This is a genomic window from Gemmatimonadota bacterium (assembly GCA_021295815.1).
Lineage (GTDB): Bacteria > Gemmatimonadota > Gemmatimonadetes > Longimicrobiales > Gaopeijiaceae > JAGWBQ01.
On record JAGWBQ010000007.1, the window covers coordinates 251,134 to 273,180 of the forward strand.

Here is a 22,047-nt window from a genome sequence, read left to right on the forward strand (position 1 = left end):
GGTCGCCTTCGGTCAAGGGGATCTTCCGATCCTTCCCGGTTCGAGTCCCCCGGCCCGAAGCAACTTGGCTCGAAGCCGCATCTCCTCCGCGTTCAACCAGTCGTGCACGGACTCGAAACGACCCTGCACCCGCTCGTACTCGTCAGCGGGGAAATCTTCGCCTTCGGCATGTTCCAGGGCGTCCCGAAGCGCTTCGAGCTCCCGTTCCGACTTAAGCACCGATCTGCGCAGCCGCGCCAAGGCGCGCCTGGCCTCTCCTTCGGCGGTCTTCAACTTCCGGGTCGTCTTCGTGCAGATCGCTCGGTCATCCGATCAATCTACGACATCCGCCCGGCGGTCTCCAGAGGAGCTGCCCGGGCGCGCGTGCGCGAGGGACGGGCGGATCAGTCCGACCGCCTCGACGAGCCCGTGGAAGACCCGTGGCCTTCAGGCTCATCTCTCGCTGGAACCCTCAGGTTCAGGCTCGTTTGCCGTTGGCCAAGACGGCCTTCCCACCCCGGCGCCAACACGTTATCTTCCTCGCCACAATTCGAATGGTCACGATGACCTTCGGAGCCTTCACCACACTTTACTCGGCCCTATCGCCCGGGAGCAACAAATGAGCTTTACACTCACCTCATCCCCAAATGAGCTGACCCGGTCGCTCTCGGGCGTGGTGCGGTGTGCCGTCCCGTTGCTCGTAGTCGTCGCCGCGATCGGTGCTCCGGTTGGTGCCGCAGGCTTGGCGTCGGTACTTCAAGAGCGGGTGAGGTTTCCGCTTCCGGGGCTTCCTCCGCCAACCGCCGATCAGCGGGAGCTTCTCACAGCCTGCCAGATGCCTAGGATCGAGCTGAATTATTCGGTGGAGGCCCACAATGCCGAGCTCTACCCCAAAAAAGCTGAACGCATCGAGACCGGTTGGCTCGTTTACGACCGATACCAGGAACAACTTGTTCAGGTGGACGACCAACTGAACGAGGTGCGCAGGCTGGGCCGGAGCGCCGACGGTCCCTTGGAATACCGTGACCCGGTGGCGTTTTTCTCCATGGCTCCCGATGACCGTCGAATTGGCGTGTTCGACTCACGACCTCCGTCCTTCATGTGGATGGACGCGGACGGGACGGGAAACGAGCGAAGGGTTGATATGCGGTTCCCTGAGCACGCCGTTTTCGATGGCGAGCGTCTGACGGTTACCGGCGGCACCCCGGAAGGTGGGATATTCGAGGTGCTCCCCCAGCTCGACTCGGTGCGCGCGCTGGCGACTTGGGACGACCTCGGCCTCTCGGTATCTCCCGACATGCGTGGGCAGCCGCCGATGGGAATTCTGCGGATAGGTCCGCGCGGACGGGTCCACCTCGGCATAGTTTCCCAATCCTCGGTTTGGGCACCGGGAGTTGCGGGCTACCGCAAGACGGTCCAGAGATGCGTACCGCCGGTTCTCACCCAGCTCCACGTCGAAGCGTTCAAGATCACGGATGGTCTGCCGCGTGTCAACATAGTCTCCATGCACGACTTCCTGGTCCTGCCCGATTCGCGGATACTGACGCTGGGTGCCCTAGCTCTTACGGCGGATCGTGAAGTCTCCGGACGGTCGATCGAGGTGTACGGTCGCGATGGCGAACGGCTCGGCGCGTGGAGCCTTCCGGTTTATTCGTACGGAAGGTTCGACCCTTCCAATCCCTACCAACTACTGGTATGGGGAGGCGAAATCGAAGGGGTCCAGGTAGTGGAGGTGTCAAGTGATGTCATTTGGTAGAAGGGCCACCGCCTAGGGGCGCTTCGTATCGTCGGCGTCTTGACGGCGGTTGCGCCTTGCCGGCGAGGCGCTTCGCCGCTCTCGGCGCTCGTGGGAGTTTCGCTGCGGGCTGCTAGAAGGGCGGATCGGCGCGAAGTCCGAGGCGATGGGAGCCTCATAGAGGGGCCACCGACCCCGGACGGGGACGGGCTTCTCCAAATCCGCACCCGTTGCGGGCCTTGCCGGGGCAGCCCCTCTTGGGGGTAGGCCTTGCCTTGGCCCGCGACGTTACTGATCGACAACGAAACGAACGGAGGCTCGCCTGGCGTCGCCCTGACGGCCTTACCGCACTCCTATCACCGCCAGATTCCGGCCGCTATGGCCGGCCCGATGCGAGAAGTAAGGCTCGGGTCCGCAGTGCGTGCATTCGCGGCTGACAGAGATGTTCCGCTCTGCGACGCCGGCCCCGACCAGCCGGCGGCTCAGTGCCCCGCGCAGGTCGATGGGAGCAGGGGCGTCCGGCGCCTCTTCAGCCAGCGCGTCGAACACCTCGGGGCCGACCTCGTAGCAGGAGCCGCAGATGGCCGGTCCCAGGTGGGCGAGCAGGTCGGGCGGGCGGCTTCCGTATACCTCGGCCAAGGCGGCGATCCCGCGCCCCGCCACCCCGCCCGCCACCCCCCTCCACCCCGCGTGCAGGATGGCGACAGACCGGCGGACCGGATCGACGACGTAGACGGGAACGCAGTCGGCGACGGTCACCGAGAGGACGAGTCCGCGACGGTCGGTCGCGTGGCCGTCGGCGTCGGGAGCGACCCGAAGACCGGGCAGGCCGTCGTGCTCCGGCCCCGGGGCCGGCGAGCGGTCGGCCGCGTCGTGGGAGGCGGCTCCATCGCCGTCGCTCCCGTCGGTCGCGCCTGAAGCGACCACGCCCGCTCGGTGCGCCAGCACTTCGGCGCCGTGGACCTGCCGCCCGAGCACGACTGGACGGGCCAGGTGTGCTGACAGCGCCAGCCAGTTACGGTCGACGGCGGCGCGGTCGGTTTCCGTGAAGGTTCCGAACCCCGAACGGGCCGTCAGGTCCTCGCCGGTGCGCGGATGCACCGTGCCGGCCAGCAGCCAATCCAGGTGATCCCAATCCGCTACCGGGGTCAGACGAAAGCGCCCCAGGTTCACGGGGCCGCGTAACCCCGGCGGGCTGCGGGTCGCGCTACCCGCCCGCCGAACGCCTCGGCGGCCGACACTGGGGCCAGCTTCCAGGTTCGCCGGTGCGCGGGTTCGTGGGCAGCGCGCGCGGAGTCGCGTTCAAACGATCGGGGTCTTCTGAAGCGGCGTACGCCAGCATCGCGGCCAGGGTCGCGTTGTTCTTCAGGTCGTCGAAGACGATCTTGTCGAAGGTGTCCCGATTCGTGTGCCACGTGTACTGCCTGTAGTCGGGGTAGTTGGACTGGAGCCGGAACCCCGGAGCCGGCTTGCAGATGAACGACATGTGATCAGAACCGCCCCGTTCGGGGACTCCGGGAACGTCCAGTTCGATGTGACCGGTGATCTCGGGGGGCATGATCTCGAACCAGCGCGCGAAGTGCTCGCCGGCTCCCAGGAATCCCTGCATGCGGACGTAGTCGACGCGCCAGGTGCCGTTGTCCTGGTTGAATGCGGCCTGGAGTCCGTCCACGACCTCGGAATTGTCGGCGGCGAACGCGTTGGAGCCGATGAGTCCCTGTTCCTCGCCGCCCCAGTGCCCGGCCAGGATGGTGCGCCGCGGGTCAGGGTAGGTCTCGGCGAGGATTCGCATGGCCTCGTGCATCATGATCGTTCCGGTACCGTTGTCGGTGGCGCCCGATGCCCCGTCCCACGAGTCCAGGTGAGCGCTGAGCACGACGTACTCGTCGGGGAGCTCGGTCCCGGGCAGGCGGGCGACAACGTTGAATGCGGGCACCTCACCTAGAGATTCGGCCTCGGCTTCGAGACGGACGCGGACTCCCTGGTCGTGGGAGGCCAGGCGATAGACCAGGGTGTAGTCCTCGCAGGAGAGGTGCACGGATGGGACCCGGTTAGTGAAAGTGGAGAAGATCTTGTCGACTCCCCATCCTCGCGACCAGTTGCCGGTCAACACTCCCAATGCGCCGGCCGCCTCCAGGCGTTCGCCCCAGCGCGGTCCCAGTGCGAATCGACCGGCTCGGAAGGCGGTGCGCTCCTCCTCTCTCCGGGCGTTCATGCTCTCGAAGCTTTCCGGCAGCGCGTGGTCGAGCCAGGACTGATCCTCCCTGCAGGTCGGTTCCGGGAAGGACGCCGCCACGAACCTGCCGTCCACTTCGGCCAGGAACGCCTCCGCGTCGGCGGCGGAGTTCAACTGCGGCAGAGCGACGACCTCCGCCTCCACCGGTCCGTCGGTACCGGGGCTCCACGCGAGGATCGTCCCCTCCAGGGAGCGCACGCGGGGCGAGAGCATGTCGATGTGCGTTATGCCTCGTTCCCAACCGTTCCAGGTGCCGTATTCCTGCCGTTCGGCGTCGATTCCCCATCGTCCGTAGTTCGCGATGAGCCAGTCGGCGGAGCGGTCGTAGGCGGGGGTGCCCATCAGGCGCGGACCGATGGAGTCGAGAAGAGCCTGAGCGAGCTCGAACACCTGGCTCCGCTCCCCCATGCCCTCCTCCCACATCGCCGCGATTACCGGGTCGTCGGTGGGGAAGGTCTGCCCGTGGAGAGGGGCGAGGTGAGAGCCCGCCTGGCTGAAGAGCGGGACCGCCACCGCTGCGGTGGCCAGCGCGCGTCTGAGCATTTGATAAACCGGTGTGGGGAATACGACGCTTGGACCGAACTCCATACCGTGCAGCTTTCGCGATGTTCAAACCACGGGGTCCCGAGTGGATGTCGGTGCGATATTCGAAGCAGCTTTTCGAGGGCTGACCCCTGCTATATTAGAAAAATGGGAGTCCCGGTCGCGTCCGACGCCTGTCTTGCGCGGTAAACCGTGCCACTCCCTTCATGCCCCGGACCAGGAGCGAGCGATGACCCGGACGGTCGAGTGGCGTTACCACCGCCCAGGCTGACTGAGCTGCAAGCTTACGCAGGAGTTTCTTGCGCAGAACGAGATCGAGACCGCCGAGATGAGGAGCGCCGCCAGGGATCCCGTCCTCGCCGACGAGGCGCCTCGGCTCTTCGCCGGCATCGGCGAGCTCCTGGTGGGGAAGGGACGCCGGTTCGCGAGAGTGGACCTCGCTTCCGCGGACCGCCCCGCCGATGATGAACTGACCGCGCTCGTCGTCGGTCGGACCGGAAAGCTGCGGGCGCCGAGCATGAGAGTCGGCGACAAGCTCGTGGTCGGCTACAACGCCGAGATGCTCCGCGAGGTCTTTGGGGCGATCGAAGTGTCGGGAGGGAAGAGTTAGCGGCAGATCGGAACCGCATGCGAGCCGCGGTGGCGCTCATTCGGTGACGCGATCGCTCCGGCAGCTCCCGGCCCTCGCGATTTTCGGCCTGGCGGCGTGCGCCACACCGAGCGTCGAACCCGAACCGCCGCTCAGGATTCTCGATCTCTCGCGCCCGTGGCAGACCGCGACGGTTCGGGAGGCGGGCGGCTCGGAGGATCTGGTCGAACTCGGAATCGACCGTGCGCGCTCAAACCATCGGTTGCGGAGCCTTCTCGTGGTCAAGGATGGACGGCTCGTCGTCGAAGAGTACTTCGGAGGTGCGGGGCCGGAGGCCTTCCACGATGTCCGGTCGGTCACGAAGAGCGTGGTCTCCGCGCTAACCGGGATCGCCTTGGCCCGGACGGAAATCGGGAGCCTCGACGAAGCGACGGGGCCGCATCTTCTTCCCCTCGTGCCCGAACTCGCCGCCGAGAAACAGGCCATAACCGTCCGTCACCTCCTCAGCATGACGAGCGGTCTGGAATGGGACGAGACCGGCGGATTCGGCTCCTACATCGAGTGGCTGGGTGCGGAGGATCACCTGCGCTTCGTGCTGGAGCGTCCCCTGGTGGCAACACCCGGGTCGCTGTACAACTACAACTCCGGCGCCGTTCACGTGCTCGGCGTGGTCCTGGAGCAGGCCACCGGAACGGAGCTTCCGGAGTTCGGCGACGAAACCCTCTTCGATCCCATCGGCGTCGCACACGCCATCTGGGAACCGATCGGCAACGGACACAACGGAGGCGCGGGAATCGACCTACGCGCCCGCGATCTTGCCCGTTTCGGCCAGCTCTATCTCCAGGGCGGGCGCAGCGGCGAACGGCAGGTGCTGCCTAAGTCCTGGGTCGACGCCTCGCTCGCCACACGCTTCGACTGGCGAATTTCCCTGGGATCCCTGGGCGGCATCTCGTACGGCTATCTCTGGTGGACGGTCCCGGGCGGCGCCACGCCAATGAGTTTCGCCTGGGGTTACGGCGGGCAGTTCGTGGTCATCGCGCCCGACCTTCGGCTCGTCGTGGTGGCTACGAACGACTGGCGCGGCGCAAGCCGTGACGGCGGGGCCGATCTCTACGAGCGACTCACGATGGACGTGATCGTCGAGAACCTCATCCCGGCGTTCTCGTAGACCGGACGCCCCGCGCCCTTAGGTCGGCCGCCCGTCGCGATCGGCCAGCCCGGTTTCGCAAACGGGCGCCATCCGATAGTTTGGGAGCGTGACCGACCCTCCGGCCCCGAACACCGGCCGCACCGACTCGCCCTTTCCGGGGAACGGCATGGCCGCGACCCAACAACCTCCAGGGAAGCAAAGGAGCAGCGCATGAAGGTCGTCGTCCTCAAGGAGACCCGCTCCGGAGAGCGCAGAACCGCACTCGTGCCCGAAGGTGCGCGGACCCTGGTCCGGCAGGAGCTGGAGGTGCGAGTGTCGAAGGGAGCCGGGATGGGGGCGGGCATCGCCGATGCGGAGTACCGGGCTGCCGGAGCGCTCGTCGCGGACCAAGCGGAAGCGCTGGTCGGCGCGGACCTCGTACTCGGGGTCAACCCGCCCTCGGCGGAGGTCGTGGACGCCCTCTCGGCGGGGACGATTCTCGTTTCGTTCCTCGACCCGCTCGGCAACCCCGCTCTGGCCGCGTCTCTGGCGGGTCGGGGGGTGACGGCCGTCGCCATGGAACTCGTGCCCCGCGTCACCAGGGCGCAATCCATGGACGCGCTTTCCTCGCAGGCGACCGTGGCCGGCTACCGCGCCGCGCTGCTGGCGGCCCACCACCTGCCGAAGTTCCTGCCCATGTTCACGACGGCGGCGGGCACCATCCGCCCGGCAAGCGCTCTAGTGCTCGGCGCCGGCGTGGCCGGCCTCCAGGCCATCGCCACTTTGCGTCGTCTCGGCGCGGTCGTAAAGGCTTTCGACGTGCGACCGGGGGTGAAGGAGCAGGTCGAGAGCCTGGGCGCCTCCTTCCTGGAATCGGAAGAGGAGGTTGCCGCCGAGGGCGAGGGCGGATACGCGGCCGAGCTCACCGAGGATCAGCACGACAAGGAGCTGGCCCTCATCGCCTCGGCCATCGACAAGTCCGACGTGGTGGTGACCACCGCGCAGATTCCCGGGCGTCCGGCGCCGGTGCTGGTGACTCGCGCCATGCTCGACTCCATGGCGGACGGATCGGTCGTGGTCGATCTCGCAGGGGAGGATGGCGGCAATTGCGAAGCCGCGCGCAACGGCGAGATCGTCGTCGAGTCGGGGGTCACCGTAATCGCACCCGACAACCTTCCCGCGACCCTCCCCGTCCATGCCAGCTCGATGTACTCCCGGAACATCGTCGCGCTCGTCGGCGAGATGATCGGAGAACACGGCGTTCTGGCGATCGATCCCGACAACGACGTGCTGGGGCCTGCAACCCTGACCCGCGACGGCGAGATAGCCGACGACCGGGTGCGCGCGGCGGTTTTCGCCCGGAACGATCCAAGATCCGGGCGGTCCCTCTCCTCCAGCCAGGCTGAGATCCGATGACCCCGCTCATGATCGGCCTCTACGTCTTCATCCTCGCGGCGCTCCTCGGCCGGGAGGTCATCACCAAGGTGCCGCCGACCCTGCACACGCCCCTCATGTCGGGGGCCAACGCCATTTCGGGCATCGCCGTGGTAGGCGCGCTCACGGTCGCCTCGCTTGCGGAGGGCACGACGCAGATAGTCGTCGGCACGCTCGCCATCGCCATGGCCACCGTCAACGTCGTCGGCGGCTTCATGGTCACGGACCGGATGCTCTCCAAGTTCCGGAAGAGGTAGGGCCATGTACGACCTTCCGCTCTATGCCGAGCTCCTCTATCTGCTCTCGGCCACCCTCTTCCTCTTCGGGCTCAGGCGTCTCCAGTCGCCGGCGACGGCCAGAAGCGGCAACGGACTCGCCGCTCTGGCCATGTTCCTCGCCATCGTCGTCACCATGGTCAGCCGGGACGTCCTGTCGTGGACGTGGATAGCGGTGGGCATCGCGGCCGGTGGCGCGCTCGGCGCCTTCTTCGCGCGCTCGGTCGCGCTCACCTCGATGCCGCAGCTCGTCGGTGCCTTCAACGGCTTCGGAGGCGCGGCTTCCGCGCTAGTGGCGGTGGCGGAGTTTCTCAGGCAGTCGGAAACGGGATCGGTGGGCGCGGAAACCGCAGGCGTCACGATGCTGTTGGGAACCCTGATCGGCGGCGTCACCTTCTCGGGATCGTTCATCGCATTTTCCAAGCTGCAAGGGCTGATGACCGGAAATCCGATCACCTTCCCCGGTCAGAACGTCGTCAACGCGGCCCTGTTCGTTCTGGTGATCACCGCCGCCGCGGGGGCTCTGGGCCTCTATTCCATCGCGGCTCTCGATCCCTTGGCCGTCTTCTGGATCTTCTGCGGCCTCGCGCTCGCACTCGGCATCCTTCTCGTGATCCCGATCGGCGGCGCGGACATGCCGGTGGTCATCTCGCTGCTGAACTCCTACTCCGGTCTGGCGGCGAGCGCGGCCGGATTCGTGATCGGCAACATGGTGCTCATCATTTCGGGAGCGCTGGTCGGGGCCTCCGGTCTCATCCTCACCCAGCTCATGTGCAAAGGGATGAACCGCTCGCTCGCCAACGTCGCCTTCGGGGCCTTCGGGGGAAGCGCGGGCGTTGACCGGTCACAGATCGGCAAGCGTCCGGTGCGTTCGACGGATGCCGCCTCGGTGGCGGCCGAAATCGGCTACGTGAACTCGGTGGTGGTGGTGCCGGGATATGGACTCGCCGTGGCCCAGGCGCAGCACGAACTGCGGAAGATCGGCGACATGCTCGCGGATCGCGGCGTCGACGTTCGCTACGCCATCCACCCGGTCGCGGGGCGTATGCCGGGTCATATGAACGTCCTGCTGGCGGAGGCTGACGTGAGCTACGATCAGCTCTTCGACCTGGACGAGATCAACGACGACTTCTCTTCCACCGACGCCGTGCTCGTGGTCGGGGCGAACGACGTCGTCAACCCGGCGGCGCACGATCCCGGCTCGATTATTGCGGGCATGCCCATCCTGGATGTGGACCGAGCGAATCGCGTCATTGTGATGAAGCGGTCGCTCTCACCCGGATTTGCCGGAATCGACAACGAGCTCTTCTATATGGAGAACACCCTCATGTTCTTCGGCGACGCCAAGGAACAGATGGCGGAGCTCGTGAAGGAGGTCCGCGAACTCGCCTGATCCTCGGCGACCCCTGACGAGGCGAAACGACGCGAGTCGACCCGGGAATACGGCCCGGACGACGCTGGAGGAGCGGTGGCACGCATACTCATAGTTGACGACGAGCAGGGCATACGTTCCGCTTTGGCCCAAGTCCTCGAGTACGAAGGGCACGAGGTCCGTACCGCCGCAGACGGCAAGGAAGGGCTGGAGCTCGCCACGGATTTCCTGCCCGACCTCATCTTTCTCGACGTCAAGATGCCGGGCGCCGACGGCCTAGAGGTGCTCGCCGACTTGCGGGTCTGGGACCCCGACGCCGCCGTGGTGATGATCTCGGGGCACGGCACCATCGACACCGCGATGGAGGCGATACGAGCGGGGGCCCGGGATTTCCTCGAGAAACCGCTCGACACTGATCGTCTTCTGCTGACGATTCGGAACGCGCTCGAAGTAAGGGGACTCCAGGAAAAGGTCGCGCGCATGCGGGGCGACTTCGAGAGCCGCTACCGCATCGTTGGCAATTCACCGGCCTTGAGGACGATCCTCGATGTGATCGAACGCGTTTCGCCCACGAACGCTCGCGTTCTGATAACGGGCGAAAACGGCACCGGCAAGGAGCTGGTGGCGCGCGCAGTGCATAGACGTTCCAAGCGCGCCCGCGGTCCGTTCATCGAGGTGAATTGCGCGGCGATTCCGTCGGAGCTGATCGAGTCGACCCTCTTCGGCCACGTCAAGGGATCGTTCACCGGCGCCATCGCCAGCGCGACAGGCAAATTCGTCCAGGCGGACGGCGGCACGCTCTTCCTCGACGAGGTCGGAGACATGTCGCTCGATGCCCAGGCGAAGGTGCTGCGCGCGCTCCAGGAGGGCGAAGTGACTCCCGTCGGGGGCACCAGGAAGCGAAAAGTGGACGTGCGCGTGCTCACGGCGACCAACCGCGATCTTGGAACCGCCATCCGGGAAGGGCATTTCCGGGAAGACCTCTACTACCGGCTCAACGTGGTTCCGGTCAAGGTCCCCACTCTCGGGGAACGGCGCGAGGACATTCCCATGCTGGTCGCGCACTTCGCCGAAAGCATGGCGGACGAAGGACGGAGGCGGCTCAGGTTCACGGAAAAGGCCGTCGAAATCCTGACGGGCATGCCCTGGCCCGGTAACGTGCGTCAGCTCCGGAACACCGTGGAACGCCTGCTCATCTTGGCTCCTGGAGACCGGGTGACCGCGGCGGACGTGCGGCTGTGGGCGTCGGAAGGGGCCCGGGGAGCGGAGACCGACTTCTTCCTCGAGGCCGAGACTCTTGCCGAATTCAAGGAGGTCTCGGAACGGGCTTTCCTGGTGGGGAAGCTCCGGGTGCATGGATGGAACGTTGCCGAGACTGCACGGGCGCTCGACATGCAGCGATCGAACCTCTACAAGAAGATCGAGCGCCACGGTCTAAGTCGCGAGGGTTAGCTGCCTGGACCAGGCCACCGACGGCGGCACGCCGCCGCATCCGCGCCGGACGCTGCGCTCGAGGGCGCTCCACGGGCGCGGGTCGGCTACACCCGGACGGCGAGTCCGTCGTGGAGCGCTGTGCGGTAGGCCTTGAGCGCAGGCACGAAACCCATCAGAAAACCCGCCGCCACCACCGCGCCCAGAAAGATCCACTCGACGGTCCCCGGCGGACGGATCGGGATGAACATGCCTGTCCGAGCTTCGATGATCGGTTGACCGACGGCGAGTACGGCGTACACCAATCCGAGGCCGGCCGCAGCGACTCTATCACCAGCAGGGTGACGATCCGCCCCGGTCCGGCCCCGACCGCGCGCAGGATCGCCATCTCGCGGCGACGCTCGTTCAACGAAGTGTACAGCGAGACCAGCATGCCCAGCAGCCCCACCAGCACCACGAAAATCGAAACCAGACGCAGCCCGGTCTGGAGATAGCCGAGCCCCCTCCACATCTCGTTCAGGACGACCCCGGGAATCACCGCCATCATCGGTTCCTCCTCGTAGGCGCCGATGTCGCGCTGGAGCCTGAGCACGTCCCTGCGATTGGTGGCGCCCACGAAGAACGCGGTCACCTGAGTGACTTCGATCTCCGGCATGGCCAAGATCTCCTCCGGGCTCCTCGCCTCGCCCGGCATGGGCGGCGCACCCTGTTCCCATCCGTAGTGGATGGCCTCCAGCCCCTCCATGGTCACGTAGACGGCGCGGTCCACGGGGGTGAAGGTTTTTTCGAGGATGCCGACGACGGTGAACGGCATCTGATCGTGGTTGATGAACCCTATCTCGCCGATGCCGTGCGTGACCGCCACCTGGTCGCCGAGCCCGTATCCGAGTTCGGCGGCCACGTCCGAACCGAGAGTGACGTCGAACACCTCCGAGCCAGCTCTTCCCTGGACCACCACGATGCTCTGCCCTCCGCGATAGCTGTAGCGGCGGTAGAAGTTCTCGTCGGTGCCGATTACCCGGAAGCCGCGGTGGCTGTCGCCGAGCCCGTAGGGGATGGTCCACTCGATCGCGGGGTGCTCCGACCAGTATCGGTAGGTGTCCCAGGAAAGATTGGCCGTGGGCGAACCCATCCCGAAGACCGAGTAGAGCAGGAGCTGGGTGGTTCCGCCCTTGGGACCCACGATGAGATCGGTCTGGCTGATCGTGTTGGAGAAGCTTTCGCGCACTCCCACGCGGACGTTCTCGACCCCTATCAGGAGCGCCACGCTCAGGGCTATCGACCCCACCGTCAGCGAGGTGCTGAAGGCCCGGTTGCGGAGCGACTTGAGGGCGAGATCGAGCGAGAGCATCAGGACGCCGCGCCGTTGATTTCGGAGAGGGAGATGCGTTCGCCGAACATCTTCTCCAGCGTGCGGTCGTGGCTGACGAAGACGAGAGTGGACCCGGCGCGCTCGCACTCGGCGAAGAGGAGCTTCAGGAACGCCTCTCGGCGGTCGAAGTCGAGCGAGGAGGTGGGTTCGTCGGCTATGACGAGCTCCGGCGATCCGATCAACGCCCTGCAGGCGGCCACCCGCTGCTGCTGGCCGACCGAAAGATCGGTGACCCGCTTCTTCAGAAGATCGCCGATCTGGAGCTGTTCCGCGAGTCGGGTGGCGGTCTCACGGACCCCTGCGTCGAGACGGATCCTGCGAGCGGGATTCATGCGCGCGGGTAGCGCGATGTTGTCGACCACCGATAGATAGGGTATCAGGTTGAACAGTTGGAAAACGTATCCCACGTGCTCGGCCCTGAACTCGTCGCGCTTCGAACTCGAAAACGAACCGAGATCCCTTCCAAGCACCTCGACACGACCCTCCTGGGGAACCAGGACGCCGGCCAGAACGCCGAGCAAGGTGGTCTTGCCGCTGCCGCTCGGACCGTAGAGAAACGCCCTGCTCCCCTTGGCGAGAGCGAGCCGGCGGATGTCGAGCACCCACGGACCGCGCCCGTAGCGGAAACGCAGGCCTGCGAGGTCGATCGCGTGTTTCATCCGCTCGAGGTGTTCGGAAACCGGGAGCCCGGACCGCTAGTTCAGGTAAGGATAGACGCGGTGGCCCGAAATCGAGAAACCCACGTCGCCGTAGACGCTCTCCGTCATCTCGATCGAGAGCACGCCCTCGACCCAGACCGGATTCCATCCGTCCATTTTCGCGCGCTTGCCTTCGTCCATCTCGATGTAGACGAGCTGGTTGGGAGGGGGCGGCGGAACGTGGATGCAGGCGCCTACGTAGGGCACGAGCAGGAACTCGGTGGCCGACGAAGCGAAGTCTTCGAGCGGCACCGTGAAACCCGGCACCTTGACCAGCTTCCCGTCGAGGGCCGCGAGCTCCTCGCTCTTCTCGCCCGTGCGGTAGTTGAGCTCGGCCAGGAGGAGCCAGGTGACCTCGGCGGTATCGGCGACCGCCGCATCGTCCGGATCGGCGACCGCCAGGCCGACGCCGGCGACGGGAGGGTTGCCGCCGCCGAGGATAGCGACCGTCGCGAGAAGGGTGACGGATCCGTGAAGCTGGCTTCGATAGATCATCTTAAGGATGGCGTGGTTGGAGGTTCTTTCCAGGAGGTTCAACTGCCGTCGCGGTCGGAGATCTGACGCTCGAGCGTCGGGTAGGTTATACCCAACTGTTCGAGATAGGTCGCGAAACGGGTCTCGTCGTAGTAGTACTGCTTGAGGAGCGGACGGTAGGCGTCCATGATCTCCTTGTTGAGGTGGGTGGGCGGCGGATCGTCGGGTCCGATGAAGGGAACGTATTCCATCCCGACCGACTGTTCCTCGCGGAAGTAGGTCCAGGCCTGGTCGACGAGCTCGGGCTGGGCGAAGAGCTGGAGGGCGGTGCGGGCCATGACCCGGGCGCCGGCCACCGCTCCCTTGTGCGCTATCGGTGTGGCCATCGCCATCGCGCTCGACCAGTGGTGGCCGGGCAGCCCCGGCACGTTCGACGGAAAGCGCAGGGTGATGGTCGGGACGTTCCACGAGATGTCGCCGATGTCGTCGGATCCGCCGCTCCTTCGCGGTCCGGGCGTGCCCAGCGGCGAGAGGGAGCTCGGCATCCCCGACGGCACGCTTCCCACCGACTGCTGGACCGCGCTCGCGAAGGCGTGGTCGTCCTCGGTCCACTCGGGCAGCCCGACATCCTCGATGTGCTTGTGCATGGTCTCGGCCACCACCTTGTTGAAGTGCCGGGGCCATGCCGCTCCCAGCACGCGGTAGGACATCTCGGTGTCGGTCATCAGGGCCGCGCCCTCGGCGATGCGGATCGCGGTCTCGAAGTTGCGCTTTATGTCCTCGTAGTCCATCTCGCGGATGAAGTACCAGACCGAGGCGCGCGACGGCACCACGTTGGGCTGGTCGCCGCCGTCGTTGATCACGTAGTGCGAGCGCTGATCGGGCCGGAGGTGCTCGCGGCGGAAGTTCCAGGCCACGTTCATGAGCTCGACGGCGTCCAGCGCGCTCCGACCCCGCCAGGGGGCCCCCGCGCCGTGGGCCGCTTCACCCTCGAAGGAGAATTCCACCGAGACGAGCCCGGTGCCGCCGCCCTGGCCCCAGCTCACCGAGAGGTTGCTGCTCACGTGGGTGAAGAGGGTGACGTCGATGTCTTCCAGGTAGCCGTCGCGCACGTACCAGGCCTTCGAGCCGAGCTGCTCCTCGGCGACCCCGGGCCAGAGAACGAGGGTGCCCTGGATTCCTTCGGCCTCCATCACGTCCTTGAGCGCGAGCGCGGCAACGACGTTCACCGCCTGGCCGGAGTTATGGCCTTCGCCGTGCCCCGGAGCGCCCGGAACCAGCGGGTCGTGATAGGCCACGCCCGGCTTCTGGTTGGCTTTCGGGATGCCGTCGATGTCGGAACCGAACGAGATCACCGGGCTGCCGCTCCCCCAGCGCGCGAACCAGGCCGTCGGGATGTTAGCGGCTCCGCGGTCGATGGTGAAACCGTTTTCCTCGAGGATGCCGGTGATGTAGGCCGAGGTCTCGATCTCCTGCTGACCGAGCTCGGAAAAGGAGAAGATCTTGTCGACCATGACCTGGGCGAGCTTGGCGCGCTCGAGCACGCCTGCCTCCACCCTTTCCACGAGGGGGGCGAGCTCTTCGTCGCTGAGACTCTGAGCGGGCAGGGCAAAGGGTGCGGAAGCCGTCGCGGCGAGGAGCGCGACGAGCGCTGCGGAGGTTGATCGGCTGGGCATGGAGTGCGCGGGTTTCAGGGAACTTGGGGTCGAAGTGTATAATAAGGGCGGTGACGGGCGCGGGGAAGTGGGAGGGCGTGAGTGGCCGCCTCCCGACACGGCCTTGCGATCTCGAGATTACAGGCTCGTACGACGGAGAAGAGAAGCCGGATGTCCCGACGGTCCGGACCTCACAGCCACCGCTATTGACCCCATCCGCGCTCTCCGATAGATTTGCAGGCTGTCCATTTACCGAACATGCGATGCCGCAGCCTCACGAGGCCGCGCGGCGAGGCCGATAAATGAAGACCTACACCCCCAAAGCTTCCGAAATAGACCGGCGCTGGTGGCTGGTGGACGCGGAAGGCGAGCCCCTCGGCCGCCTGGCGACCCGCATCGCGACGGTGCTCCGCGGCAAGCACAAGCCCAGCTACACGCCGCACCTAGACGTCGGCGACCACGTCGTGGTGGTGAACGCCGAAAGGGTGACGCTTACCGGACGAAAGGCGGAGCAGAAGACCTACTTCCGTCACTCGGGCTACATGGGGAGCGAGCGGCACATTCCCTTCCGCACCATGATCGCCCGTCACCCCGAGAGGGTGATCCAGCTCGCGGTCAAGGGGATGCTGCCCAAGAACGCCCTCGGGCGCACCATGCGAAAGAAGCTCAAGGTATACTCAGGGCCCGAACACCCCCACCGGAGCCAGAGCCCGGAACCCATGGAGATCAAGTAGTGGTAACGAGCGTGTTGTCGAGTCTCGGTGACGACGCCACCGAAGACCGGATTCAGACCGTCGGGCGCAGAAAGACCTCGGTGGCCCGCGTCCTGCTCCGGCCCGGTAACGGCGCCTGGAGCGTGAACGGCAGATCGCTCGCGGAATACTTCCCGCGCGAAACCCACCGGCTCCGCATCGAGGAGCCCTTCCAGGTGACCGAGACCGAGGGCCGTTTCGACGTTCGGGTCCGGGTCTCTGGAGGCGGGGTCACGGGTCAGTCCGACGCTGTACGTCTGGGGCTCGCCCGCGCTCTGGTCTCTCACGACGAGGAGCTCAGACCGAGCCTGCGCCAGAACGGAATGCTGACCCGCGATCCGCGCAAGGTCGAGCGCAAGAAGCCCGGCCGCCCGAAGGCGCGCAAGCGCTTCCAGTTCTCGAAGAGATAGGAAGCCGAACCCCGGGCTCGTCCTCGCGGCGACGCCCATATTTTGACCGGGGCGTATATCGGCCCCACGGAGGGAAGAGATGTCCCAGGTAGGACTAAAGGAGATGCTCGAGGCCGGAGTGCATTTCGGGCACCAGCGCAGAAGATGGAATCCCAAGATGAAGCCGTTCATCTTCGGAGAACGGAACGGCATCCACATCATCGACCTGCGCAAGACTCTCACCCGTCTGGAGGAGGCGTGCCGGGCCGTTCGCGAAGTCGTCCTTCAGGGTGAGCGCATTCTCTTCGTCTGCACCAAGCGGCAATTGCGCCAGAACATCGAGGTCGAGGCGAAGCGCTCCGGCTCGTTCTACGTCACCGAGCGCTGGCTCGGCGGCATGCTCACCAATTTCCGCACCATCAGCCTTCAGATTCGCAGGCTCGCCGAGCTCGAACGGGGTCAGGCCGAGAACCGCTACGAGTTCTACACGAAGAAGGAACGGCTGATGCTCGACCGCGAACGCGTCAAGCTGGAGAAGCACCTGGCCGGCGTGAAGGAGATGGGTCGCCTGCCAGGTGCGCTCTTCGTGGTGGACGCGCAGCGCGAGATGATCGCCGTCACCGAGGCGCGCAAGCTGGGCATCCCGATCATCGCGATCACCGACACCAACGCCGATCCCGGGCTCGTGGACTACCCCATTCCCGGCAACGACGACGCCATCCGTTCGGTAGGCCTTCTGGCCGGTCGGATCGCGGACGAGGTCGAGAAGGCCATGAGCGAGGTCCCGGCCGAGAAGAGGAAGGCCGATCGCCACGCGGCGACCACCTATTCCACCGAGACCGGAGAGCGCAAGGAGCGCGACGGTCCCCAACCGAGGCGGCGTCGGCGTCGGCGGCCCAAGCCCGGTCTGCTCGGACAGCGCGGCGGTGGACCGAAGACTGGCGGGAGGGGTGGAGCGGAAGCCCCGGCGGCCGGCGGCCGGGGACGGAACGCGAAGAAGACCGATCCAAAGGGTTCGACGACCAAGGGCTGAGGAGGCCTTGAAATGATCTCTGCCAAAGAGGTGAAGCGTCTGCGGGACGCCACCGGAACCGGCATGATGGACTGCAAGCGCGCCCTGACCGAGACCGAGGGGGACTTCGAGAGGGCCGTGGACCTGCTCCGGGCGAAGGGCGCGGCCAAGGTCGCCAAGCGGGCGGACAAGGCCGCTGACGAGGGAACCGTCGGGAGCTACGTCCACTTCGACAATCGCACGGCGGTCATCGTCGAGGTCAACTGCGAGACCGATTTCGTGGCCAACACCGACGACTTCAGGAGCCTTGCGAAGGATATCGCCCTGCACATCGCCTCGATGGCGCCGCTCGCGATTTCCGCCGACGACATTCCCTCCGAGGTGGTCGAACGGGAGCGGGCGGTGAACGAAGAACGTGTCCGCAAGGAAGGCAAGCCGGAGAAGATCGCTCCGAGGATCGTGGAGGGCAGGCTCCGGAAGTTCTTCGAGGAGAACACCTTGCTGGCCCAGCCTTTCGTCAAGGACCCCGACCGGACCATCGGGGATCTAATCCGGGATACCTCGGCGAAGATCGGCGAGAAGATCACCGTTGCGCGTTTCGCGCGCATCAAGGTAGGCGAGAGGAGCTGAAGCCGGGGTGAATCGCCGGTCCGCCGAAACGCCCGCACCTCGATACGGTCGGATCCTCGTCAAGCTGTCGGGCGAGGCGTTGGCGGGCGAAGGCGGCTTCGGTATCGATCCGGAAACGGTGTCGAACCTCGTCCGCGAGATCAGGGAGATCCACTCGCTCGGGGCTTCTCTCTCGGTGGTCATCGGCGGAGGCAACATCGTTCGCGGCGCGGTCGCGTCCCAGAAGGGGATGGACCGGGTGCAGGCCGACTACATGGGCATGCTCGCCACCGTGATCAACGCGCTGGCTCTGCAGGATCTTCTGGAGCGCGAGGGCGTGGAAACCCGCGTCATGACCGCGATCCGCATGGAGGAGGTCGCCGAGCCGTACATCCGGCGCCGAGCCCTGCGCCACATGGAGAAGGGAAGGGTGGTGATCTTCGCCGCCGGTACGGGCAATCCCTACTTCTCCACCGACACCGCAGCGGCGCTCCGGGCGATAGAGATGGAGTCCGACGTCATCATCAAGGCCACCAAGGTGCCCGGCATCTTCAGTGACGACCCGGTCAAGAACCCGGATGCCGAGTTCATCCCGGCGATCAGCTTTCGGGAGGTGTTCACCCGCGGACTGGGAGTCATGGACGCCGCCGCGATCGCCCTTTCCCAGGAGAACGACCTGCCCGTGATCGTGCTCAGCATGGAGGTGCCGGGGGCGATGGCCGCCGCCGTGCGAGGCGAACGGGTCGGAAGTCTGATGTCGTGACGAAGCCTCGGCTGCCCCCGCTCTTCCGCAGGAGCCTTCGGGTCCCTTGTGGAGTAAGAGGAAACGAGCGCATGGCTGGGCGAGGAGACGGCGCGACCACGGAGAAGCTGCGATGACCGAAGAGATTGTCGAAGAGACCCGCGAACGCATGGAGTCCGCGCTCATCGCGCTCAAGCGGGAGTTCACCTCCGTCCGCACCGGCAAGGCCGCTCCGTCTCTTCTGGATCAGGTGCGGGTCGAGGCCTACGGCTCGCTGATGCCCCTGTCGCAGCTCGGCACGGTCACGGCTCCCGACGCGACCTTGCTCGTCGTCCAACCCTTCGACAAGTCCGTGATCGATGAGATCGCGAAGGCCATCCAGATGTCCGACCTCGGTCTGAACCCCGCCAACGACGGTGTCGTCATTCGGGTCCCCATCCCGCCGCTCACCGAGGAACGCCGCCGCGAGTACGCCCGCGTGCTGCATCGCATGGCCGAGGACGGAAGGATTTCCCTGCGCCAGGCCCGAAAGGCGGGCCGCGATTTTGTCGGCGCCCTGCTCAAGGAGCACGAGATCGGCGAGGACGAAGGCCGCCGCGCCCAGCAGACGCTTGACGATCTGACGAGGGAGTATGCGGGCAAGGTCGACGAGATGCTCAAGTTGAAGGAAGCGGAGGTGATGGCCATATAGGCAGGTCGTGATGAAAAGCCCTGCCGTCCCGGGGATGGAGAACCCCGATGCCCTTGCTCGCCTCCGTTCCGGAGGCCCCGTGCCACGACACGTGGCCATTATCATGGACGGCAACGGTCGCTGGGCGAACGATCGCGGTCTGGTTCGCTTCGAGGGGCACCGCCGGGGCGTGCGCGCTGTTAGAGAGGTCGTCGAGGGCAGCGTGCAGGCCGGTATCGAGGTGCTGACTCTCTTCGCCTTTTCGACCCAGAATTGGGAGCGTCCCGAGCGCGAGGTCGGGGCCCTGATGCGTCTCCTGCGCCACTACGCGACACGAGAAATCGGCATGCTCCGCGAGAACGGCGTTCGCACGCGCGTGCTTGGAGAGATCGACCGGCTCGAAGAGCGCACCCGGCGGGCCGTGGTCGAGCTCCAGGAGGCCACCAGGGACTGCGACAGGCTCGGACTCAACCTTATGGTGTCTTACAGCGGCCGCGAGGAGCTGGTGCGAGCCGCGCGCAGGATCGCCCGCAGGGCGGCTCGGGGCGAGATCTCGCCCGACGAGGTGGACGAGGCCGAGCTCTCCGCAGGGCTCTTCACCACAGGACTCCCCGACCCCGACCTGCTCATTCGCACTTCGGGCGAGTACCGACTGAGCAATTTCCTGCTCTGGCAGTTGGCCTATACCGAACTCTTCGTCTCGCCCGTGCTTTGGCCGGACTTCACCAGAGCCGATCTCTTCGCCGCGTTCCTGGACTATCAGAGACGCGAACGGCGTTTCGGCAGGGTGGCCGGCTGATGGAGTCCTCGCAAATCGGCAAGCCGGCCGGCGACGAAGCCAGGCTCTGGGAGCGGACGCTGGTCGCCGTCATCGCCGTTCTCGTGGCGCTCACGGTCCTGCGTCTGGGCGGCTGGTGGCTGGGCCTCGCGGTCGGTGCGCTGGCCGCGCTCGGCACTTTGGAGGTCTACCGGATCGGGGCGCTCGCGCTGGGCGTGACCGGAGTGCCGCGACTTGCGGGTGCCGTTACGGCGGCTCTGCTGCCGTTGGCCGCGGTCCGTGCCGACGGTTTCGCCGAGTTCGCTCCGGTCGCGTTCTCCCTGATAGCCGCACTCACTCTGATCTCCCTCGTTCGCGCCGTCGCAGGCGGTCTGCCGGCGGCACCGGGACTTGGCGGTGCGTCCCTCACCGTTCTGGGCGTACTCTGGGTCGGGGCGCCGTTCGCCCTGGGCTTGCTCCTGCACGGCCTGCCGGTCGATGCGGGTTGGAACGCCGCAGGGAGGGCCGTCGTCGATGGAGCGGGAGACGGCGGGAGCGCCCGGTCGACATGGCTCTTCGGCTCCGCTGAAGCCTGGAGCGGGCTGGTGGTCCTGCTTTTCCCACTCGGTGCCACGTGGATCAGCGACACCGCCGCTTTTTTCGGTGGACGGCGGTTCGGTCGCCGGAAACTGGCTCCCCGGCTCTCGCCCGACAAGACCTGGGAGGGATCGTTTTCGGGAATGGCGGGCGCCTTGGCCGCGGCGTTGGGCTGGGGTTGGCTGTGCGCGCCGCTGCTCCCGGGTCTGGAGATCGAGATCTGGGCCGTCGCGCTGGCCGGCGCCGTCACGGGCGTGATGATCCAGTTGGGCGACCTCACCGAGTCGGTATTCAAGCGGGAGGCGGGCGTCAAGGACTCGGGCACCTTCTTCAGGGCTCACGGCGGCGTCCTGGATCGAGTCGACTCGCTTCTCTTCTCGCTTCCCACCGGCTACCTCTGTTTCGTGGCTTTCGAATGGCTGTGAAGAGAATCCGGATTCTCGGTTCGACCGGTTCGATCGGACTGAGCGCTCTCGCGGTGATCTCTCGCCATCCCGAGCACTTTCGGGTGGTAGGCATCTCCGCCCACAGGGACGCGGACGCCTTGGCCGAACAAAGGGCTTCCCTGGGGAGGCCTCCGGTGGTCCTTGCGGACACGGGCGCCGAACTCCCCGCAGGGGAAACGGCCTCCGCCGCCGAAGGGCAAGGTTGGAGCGTCGGCAGGGAAGCTCTGATCGAGATGGCGGCCGCGCCGGGAGCGGACATCGTCCTCAACGCCATAGTCGGCGCCGCAGGGCTGGAACCCACTCTGGCGGCGCTCGAAGCCGGGCATACCGTGGCGCTCGCCAACAAGGAGTCGCTTGTAGCCGGGGGCGATCTCGTTCTCGACGCCGCCAAGCGGGGGGGGGGCGCGATCATACCGGTGGATTCCGAGCATTCGGCCATCCTGCAGTGCATCGAGGGCAAGAGCCCGGCGAGCGTCGCGGCCCTGACCCTCACAGCCTCGGGCGGGTCTCTCCGGGACCGGTCGGCAACTTCGACGGCCGGGGCGACCGTGGAAGAGGCGCTCGATCACCCGACCTGGAGCATGGGCGCGAAGATCACCATCGACTCCGCCACCCTGGCGAACAAGGCGCTCGAGGTCATCGAGGCCCACGTTCTCTACCGGGTGCCGTACGGCTCCATCCGGGCGGTGATCCACCCGCAGTCCATCGTGCACTCCTTCGTGGAGTTCGTCGACGGCTCGGTTCTCGCCCAATTGGGTTTGCCGAACATGGAGTCGCCCATACTCTACGCGCTCCATTTCCCGAATCGAGTTCCCGACCGCGAGCTCAGGACCTTCGATCCGGTGGCGAGTTCACCGCTCACCTTCGAGGAGATCGATCCGGTCAGGTACCCGCTCTTCGGCCTCGGGCGGAGCGCGGGAGAGGCGGGAGGTAGCGCGCCGGCAGCCTTCAACGCGGCCAACGAGGTCGCGGTGCGCGCCTTCCTCGGTGGCAAGGCCCGGTTCGGAGAGATCGTCGAGGTGGTGGCGTTCACGCTCGACGCCATCGGGTACCGTCCCACGAAGAGTCTGGAGGACGTGCTGGCGGCGGATGCCGAAGCCCGACGCATTGCCGAGAGCCGACTACGAACCATTAAGGCAACAAGGAGCTAG

General features: G+C 66.3%; 22 protein-coding genes and 1 pseudogene. 16 read left to right on the forward strand and 7 right to left on the reverse strand.

What is annotated here, in order from left to right:
* Positions 1-12 precede the first annotated feature (12 nt).
* Positions 13-273: a hypothetical protein gene (locus tag J4G12_04580; GenBank protein MCE2455082.1), complete on the reverse strand. Its 261-nt coding sequence runs from the start codon at positions 271-273 to the stop codon at positions 13-15.
* Between the two features lie 541 nt (positions 274-814).
* On the opposite strand from J4G12_04580, the gene J4G12_04585 reads away from it, so the two are divergent.
* Complete coding sequence (locus J4G12_04585) at positions 815-1,735, forward strand: hypothetical protein (protein MCE2455083.1); 921 nt, start codon at positions 815-817, stop codon at positions 1,733-1,735.
* Between the two features lie 321 nt (positions 1,736-2,056).
* Here the strand turns inward: J4G12_04585 and J4G12_04590 are convergent, their stop codons facing one another.
* The gene (locus J4G12_04590) at positions 2,057-2,887 is read right to left on the reverse strand and encodes a laccase domain-containing protein (protein ID MCE2455084.1); all 831 of its coding nucleotides are present in this window, start codon (positions 2,885-2,887) and stop codon (positions 2,057-2,059) included.
* Between the two features lie 34 nt (positions 2,888-2,921).
* Positions 2,922-4,493: a M28 family peptidase gene (locus tag J4G12_04595; GenBank protein ID MCE2455085.1), complete on the reverse strand. Its 1,572-nt coding sequence runs from the start codon at positions 4,491-4,493 to the stop codon at positions 2,922-2,924.
* A 328-nt stretch (positions 4,494-4,821) separates the two neighbouring features.
* Here J4G12_04595 and J4G12_04600 point away from each other — a divergent pair, with 328 nt between their 5' ends.
* The 6 genes from J4G12_04600 (at position 4,822) to J4G12_04625 (ending at position 10,744) form a co-directional block, all read left to right on the forward strand.
* Positions 4,822-5,103: a hypothetical protein gene (locus J4G12_04600; protein ID MCE2455086.1), complete on the forward strand. Its 282-nt coding sequence runs from the start codon at positions 4,822-4,824 to the stop codon at positions 5,101-5,103.
* A 43-nt stretch (positions 5,104-5,146) separates the two neighbouring features.
* Entirely contained in the window at positions 5,147-6,250 is a 1,104-nt protein-coding gene (locus J4G12_04605; protein ID MCE2455087.1) for a serine hydrolase, read from the forward strand.
* A 192-nt stretch (positions 6,251-6,442) separates the two neighbouring features.
* Positions 6,443-7,627 carry an NAD(P) transhydrogenase subunit alpha gene (locus tag J4G12_04610; GenBank protein ID MCE2455088.1) on the forward strand — a complete coding sequence of 395 codons (1,185 nt, stop codon included), beginning with the start codon at positions 6,443-6,445 and terminating at the stop codon, positions 7,625-7,627.
* Positions 7,624-7,902, forward strand: coding sequence for an NAD(P) transhydrogenase subunit alpha (locus J4G12_04615; protein MCE2455089.1), 279 nt, complete (start codon positions 7,624-7,626; stop codon positions 7,900-7,902). Before J4G12_04610 ends, J4G12_04615 begins: the two co-directional genes overlap by 4 nt.
* Positions 7,903-7,906: 4 nt before the next feature.
* Positions 7,907-9,313: an NAD(P)(+) transhydrogenase (Re/Si-specific) subunit beta gene (locus J4G12_04620; GenBank protein ID MCE2455090.1), complete on the forward strand. Its 1,407-nt coding sequence runs from the start codon at positions 7,907-7,909 to the stop codon at positions 9,311-9,313.
* Positions 9,314-9,388: 75 nt separating this feature from the next.
* Positions 9,389-10,744, forward strand: a complete 1,356-nt coding sequence (locus tag J4G12_04625) for a sigma-54-dependent Fis family transcriptional regulator (GenBank protein ID MCE2455091.1) — start codon at positions 9,389-9,391, stop codon at positions 10,742-10,744.
* 86 nt (positions 10,745-10,830) lie between these two features.
* Here the strand turns inward: J4G12_04625 and J4G12_04630 are convergent.
* The 4 genes and pseudogenes from J4G12_04630 to J4G12_04645 all read right to left on the reverse strand — a co-directional run bounded on the left by J4G12_04630 (position 10,831) and on the right by J4G12_04645 (position 14,943).
* Positions 10,831-12,074, reverse strand: a pseudogene (locus J4G12_04630) (ABC transporter permease).
* A complete protein-coding gene (locus J4G12_04635) occupies positions 12,074-12,754 on the reverse strand; it encodes an ABC transporter ATP-binding protein (GenBank protein MCE2455092.1) in 681 nt (226 codons plus the stop codon). The pseudogene J4G12_04630 and the gene J4G12_04635 overlap by 1 nt, the downstream one beginning before the upstream one ends.
* A 36-nt stretch (positions 12,755-12,790) precedes the next feature.
* Positions 12,791-13,330 carry a DUF3299 domain-containing protein gene (locus J4G12_04640; GenBank protein MCE2455093.1) on the reverse strand — a complete coding sequence of 180 codons (540 nt, stop codon included), beginning with the start codon at positions 13,328-13,330 and terminating at the stop codon, positions 12,791-12,793.
* Positions 13,327-14,943, reverse strand: a complete 1,617-nt coding sequence (locus J4G12_04645; GenBank protein MCE2455094.1) for an amidohydrolase — start codon at positions 14,941-14,943, stop codon at positions 13,327-13,329. Before J4G12_04645 ends, J4G12_04640 begins: the two co-directional genes overlap by 4 nt.
* A gap of 281 nt (positions 14,944-15,224) precedes the next feature.
* Between J4G12_04645 and rplM the strand changes: the two genes are divergently transcribed.
* The 9 genes from rplM to dxr all read left to right on the forward strand — a co-directional run bounded on the left by rplM (position 15,225) and on the right by dxr (position 22,047).
* Complete coding sequence (gene rplM / locus J4G12_04650) at positions 15,225-15,656, forward strand: 50S ribosomal protein L13 (protein ID MCE2455095.1); 432 nt, start codon at positions 15,225-15,227, stop codon at positions 15,654-15,656.
* 50 nt (positions 15,657-15,706) lie between these two features.
* Complete coding sequence (gene rpsI, locus J4G12_04655) at positions 15,707-16,084, forward strand: 30S ribosomal protein S9 (protein ID MCE2455096.1); 378 nt, start codon at positions 15,707-15,709, stop codon at positions 16,082-16,084.
* A gap of 79 nt (positions 16,085-16,163) precedes the next feature.
* On the forward strand, positions 16,164-17,096 hold the full coding sequence (gene rpsB, locus J4G12_04660; protein ID MCE2455097.1) for a 30S ribosomal protein S2: 933 nt from the start codon (positions 16,164-16,166) through the stop codon (positions 17,094-17,096).
* A gap of 12 nt (positions 17,097-17,108) precedes the next feature.
* Complete coding sequence (gene tsf, locus J4G12_04665; protein ID MCE2455098.1) at positions 17,109-17,705, forward strand: translation elongation factor Ts; 597 nt, start codon at positions 17,109-17,111, stop codon at positions 17,703-17,705.
* Positions 17,706-17,712: 7 nt separating this feature from the next.
* On the forward strand, positions 17,713-18,447 hold the full coding sequence (locus tag J4G12_04670) for a UMP kinase (GenBank protein ID MCE2455099.1): 735 nt from the start codon (positions 17,713-17,715) through the stop codon (positions 18,445-18,447).
* 112 nt (positions 18,448-18,559) lie between these two features.
* On the forward strand, positions 18,560-19,117 hold the full coding sequence (gene frr / locus J4G12_04675; protein MCE2455100.1) for a ribosome recycling factor: 558 nt from the start codon (positions 18,560-18,562) through the stop codon (positions 19,115-19,117).
* 34 nt (positions 19,118-19,151) lie between these two features.
* Complete coding sequence (gene uppS / locus J4G12_04680) at positions 19,152-19,895, forward strand: di-trans,poly-cis-decaprenylcistransferase (protein ID MCE2455101.1); 744 nt, start codon at positions 19,152-19,154, stop codon at positions 19,893-19,895.
* On the forward strand, positions 19,895-20,875 hold the full coding sequence (locus J4G12_04685; protein ID MCE2455102.1) for a phosphatidate cytidylyltransferase: 981 nt from the start codon (positions 19,895-19,897) through the stop codon (positions 20,873-20,875). Before uppS ends, J4G12_04685 begins: the two co-directional genes overlap by 1 nt.
* Positions 20,866-22,047, forward strand: coding sequence for a 1-deoxy-D-xylulose-5-phosphate reductoisomerase (gene dxr, locus J4G12_04690; GenBank protein MCE2455103.1), 1,182 nt, complete (start codon positions 20,866-20,868; stop codon positions 22,045-22,047). Before J4G12_04685 ends, dxr begins: the two co-directional genes overlap by 10 nt.

Coding starts and splice junctions, on each gene's coding strand:
- J4G12_04585 (MCE2455083.1), top strand. CDS start 815: ATGCCTAGGATCGAGCTGAATTATTCGGTGGAGGCCCACAATGCCGAG.
- J4G12_04595 (MCE2455085.1), bottom strand. CDS start 4,493: ATGCTCAGACGCGCGCTGGCCACCGCAGCGGTGGCGGTCCCGCTCTTC.
- J4G12_04600 (MCE2455086.1), top strand. CDS start 4,822: ATGAGGAGCGCCGCCAGGGATCCCGTCCTCGCCGACGAGGCGCCTCGG.
- J4G12_04610 (MCE2455088.1), top strand. CDS start 6,443: ATGAAGGTCGTCGTCCTCAAGGAGACCCGCTCCGGAGAGCGCAGAACC.
- J4G12_04615 (MCE2455089.1), top strand. CDS start 7,624: ATGACCCCGCTCATGATCGGCCTCTACGTCTTCATCCTCGCGGCGCTC.
- J4G12_04620 (MCE2455090.1), top strand. CDS start 7,907: ATGTACGACCTTCCGCTCTATGCCGAGCTCCTCTATCTGCTCTCGGCC.
- J4G12_04635 (MCE2455092.1), bottom strand. CDS start 12,754: ATGAAACACGCGATCGACCTCGCAGGCCTGCGTTTCCGCTACGGGCGC.
- J4G12_04645 (MCE2455094.1), bottom strand. CDS start 14,943: ATGCCCAGCCGATCAACCTCCGCAGCGCTCGTCGCGCTCCTCGCCGCG.
- rplM (MCE2455095.1), top strand. CDS start 15,225: ATGAAGACCTACACCCCCAAAGCTTCCGAAATAGACCGGCGCTGGTGG.
- rpsB (MCE2455097.1), top strand. CDS start 16,164: ATGTCCCAGGTAGGACTAAAGGAGATGCTCGAGGCCGGAGTGCATTTC.
- tsf (MCE2455098.1), top strand. CDS start 17,109: ATGATCTCTGCCAAAGAGGTGAAGCGTCTGCGGGACGCCACCGGAACC.
- frr (MCE2455100.1), top strand. CDS start 18,560: ATGACCGAAGAGATTGTCGAAGAGACCCGCGAACGCATGGAGTCCGCG.
- uppS (MCE2455101.1), top strand. CDS start 19,152: ATGGAGAACCCCGATGCCCTTGCTCGCCTCCGTTCCGGAGGCCCCGTG.
- J4G12_04685 (MCE2455102.1), top strand. CDS start 19,895: ATGGAGTCCTCGCAAATCGGCAAGCCGGCCGGCGACGAAGCCAGGCTC.
- dxr (MCE2455103.1), top strand. CDS start 20,866: ATGGCTGTGAAGAGAATCCGGATTCTCGGTTCGACCGGTTCGATCGGA.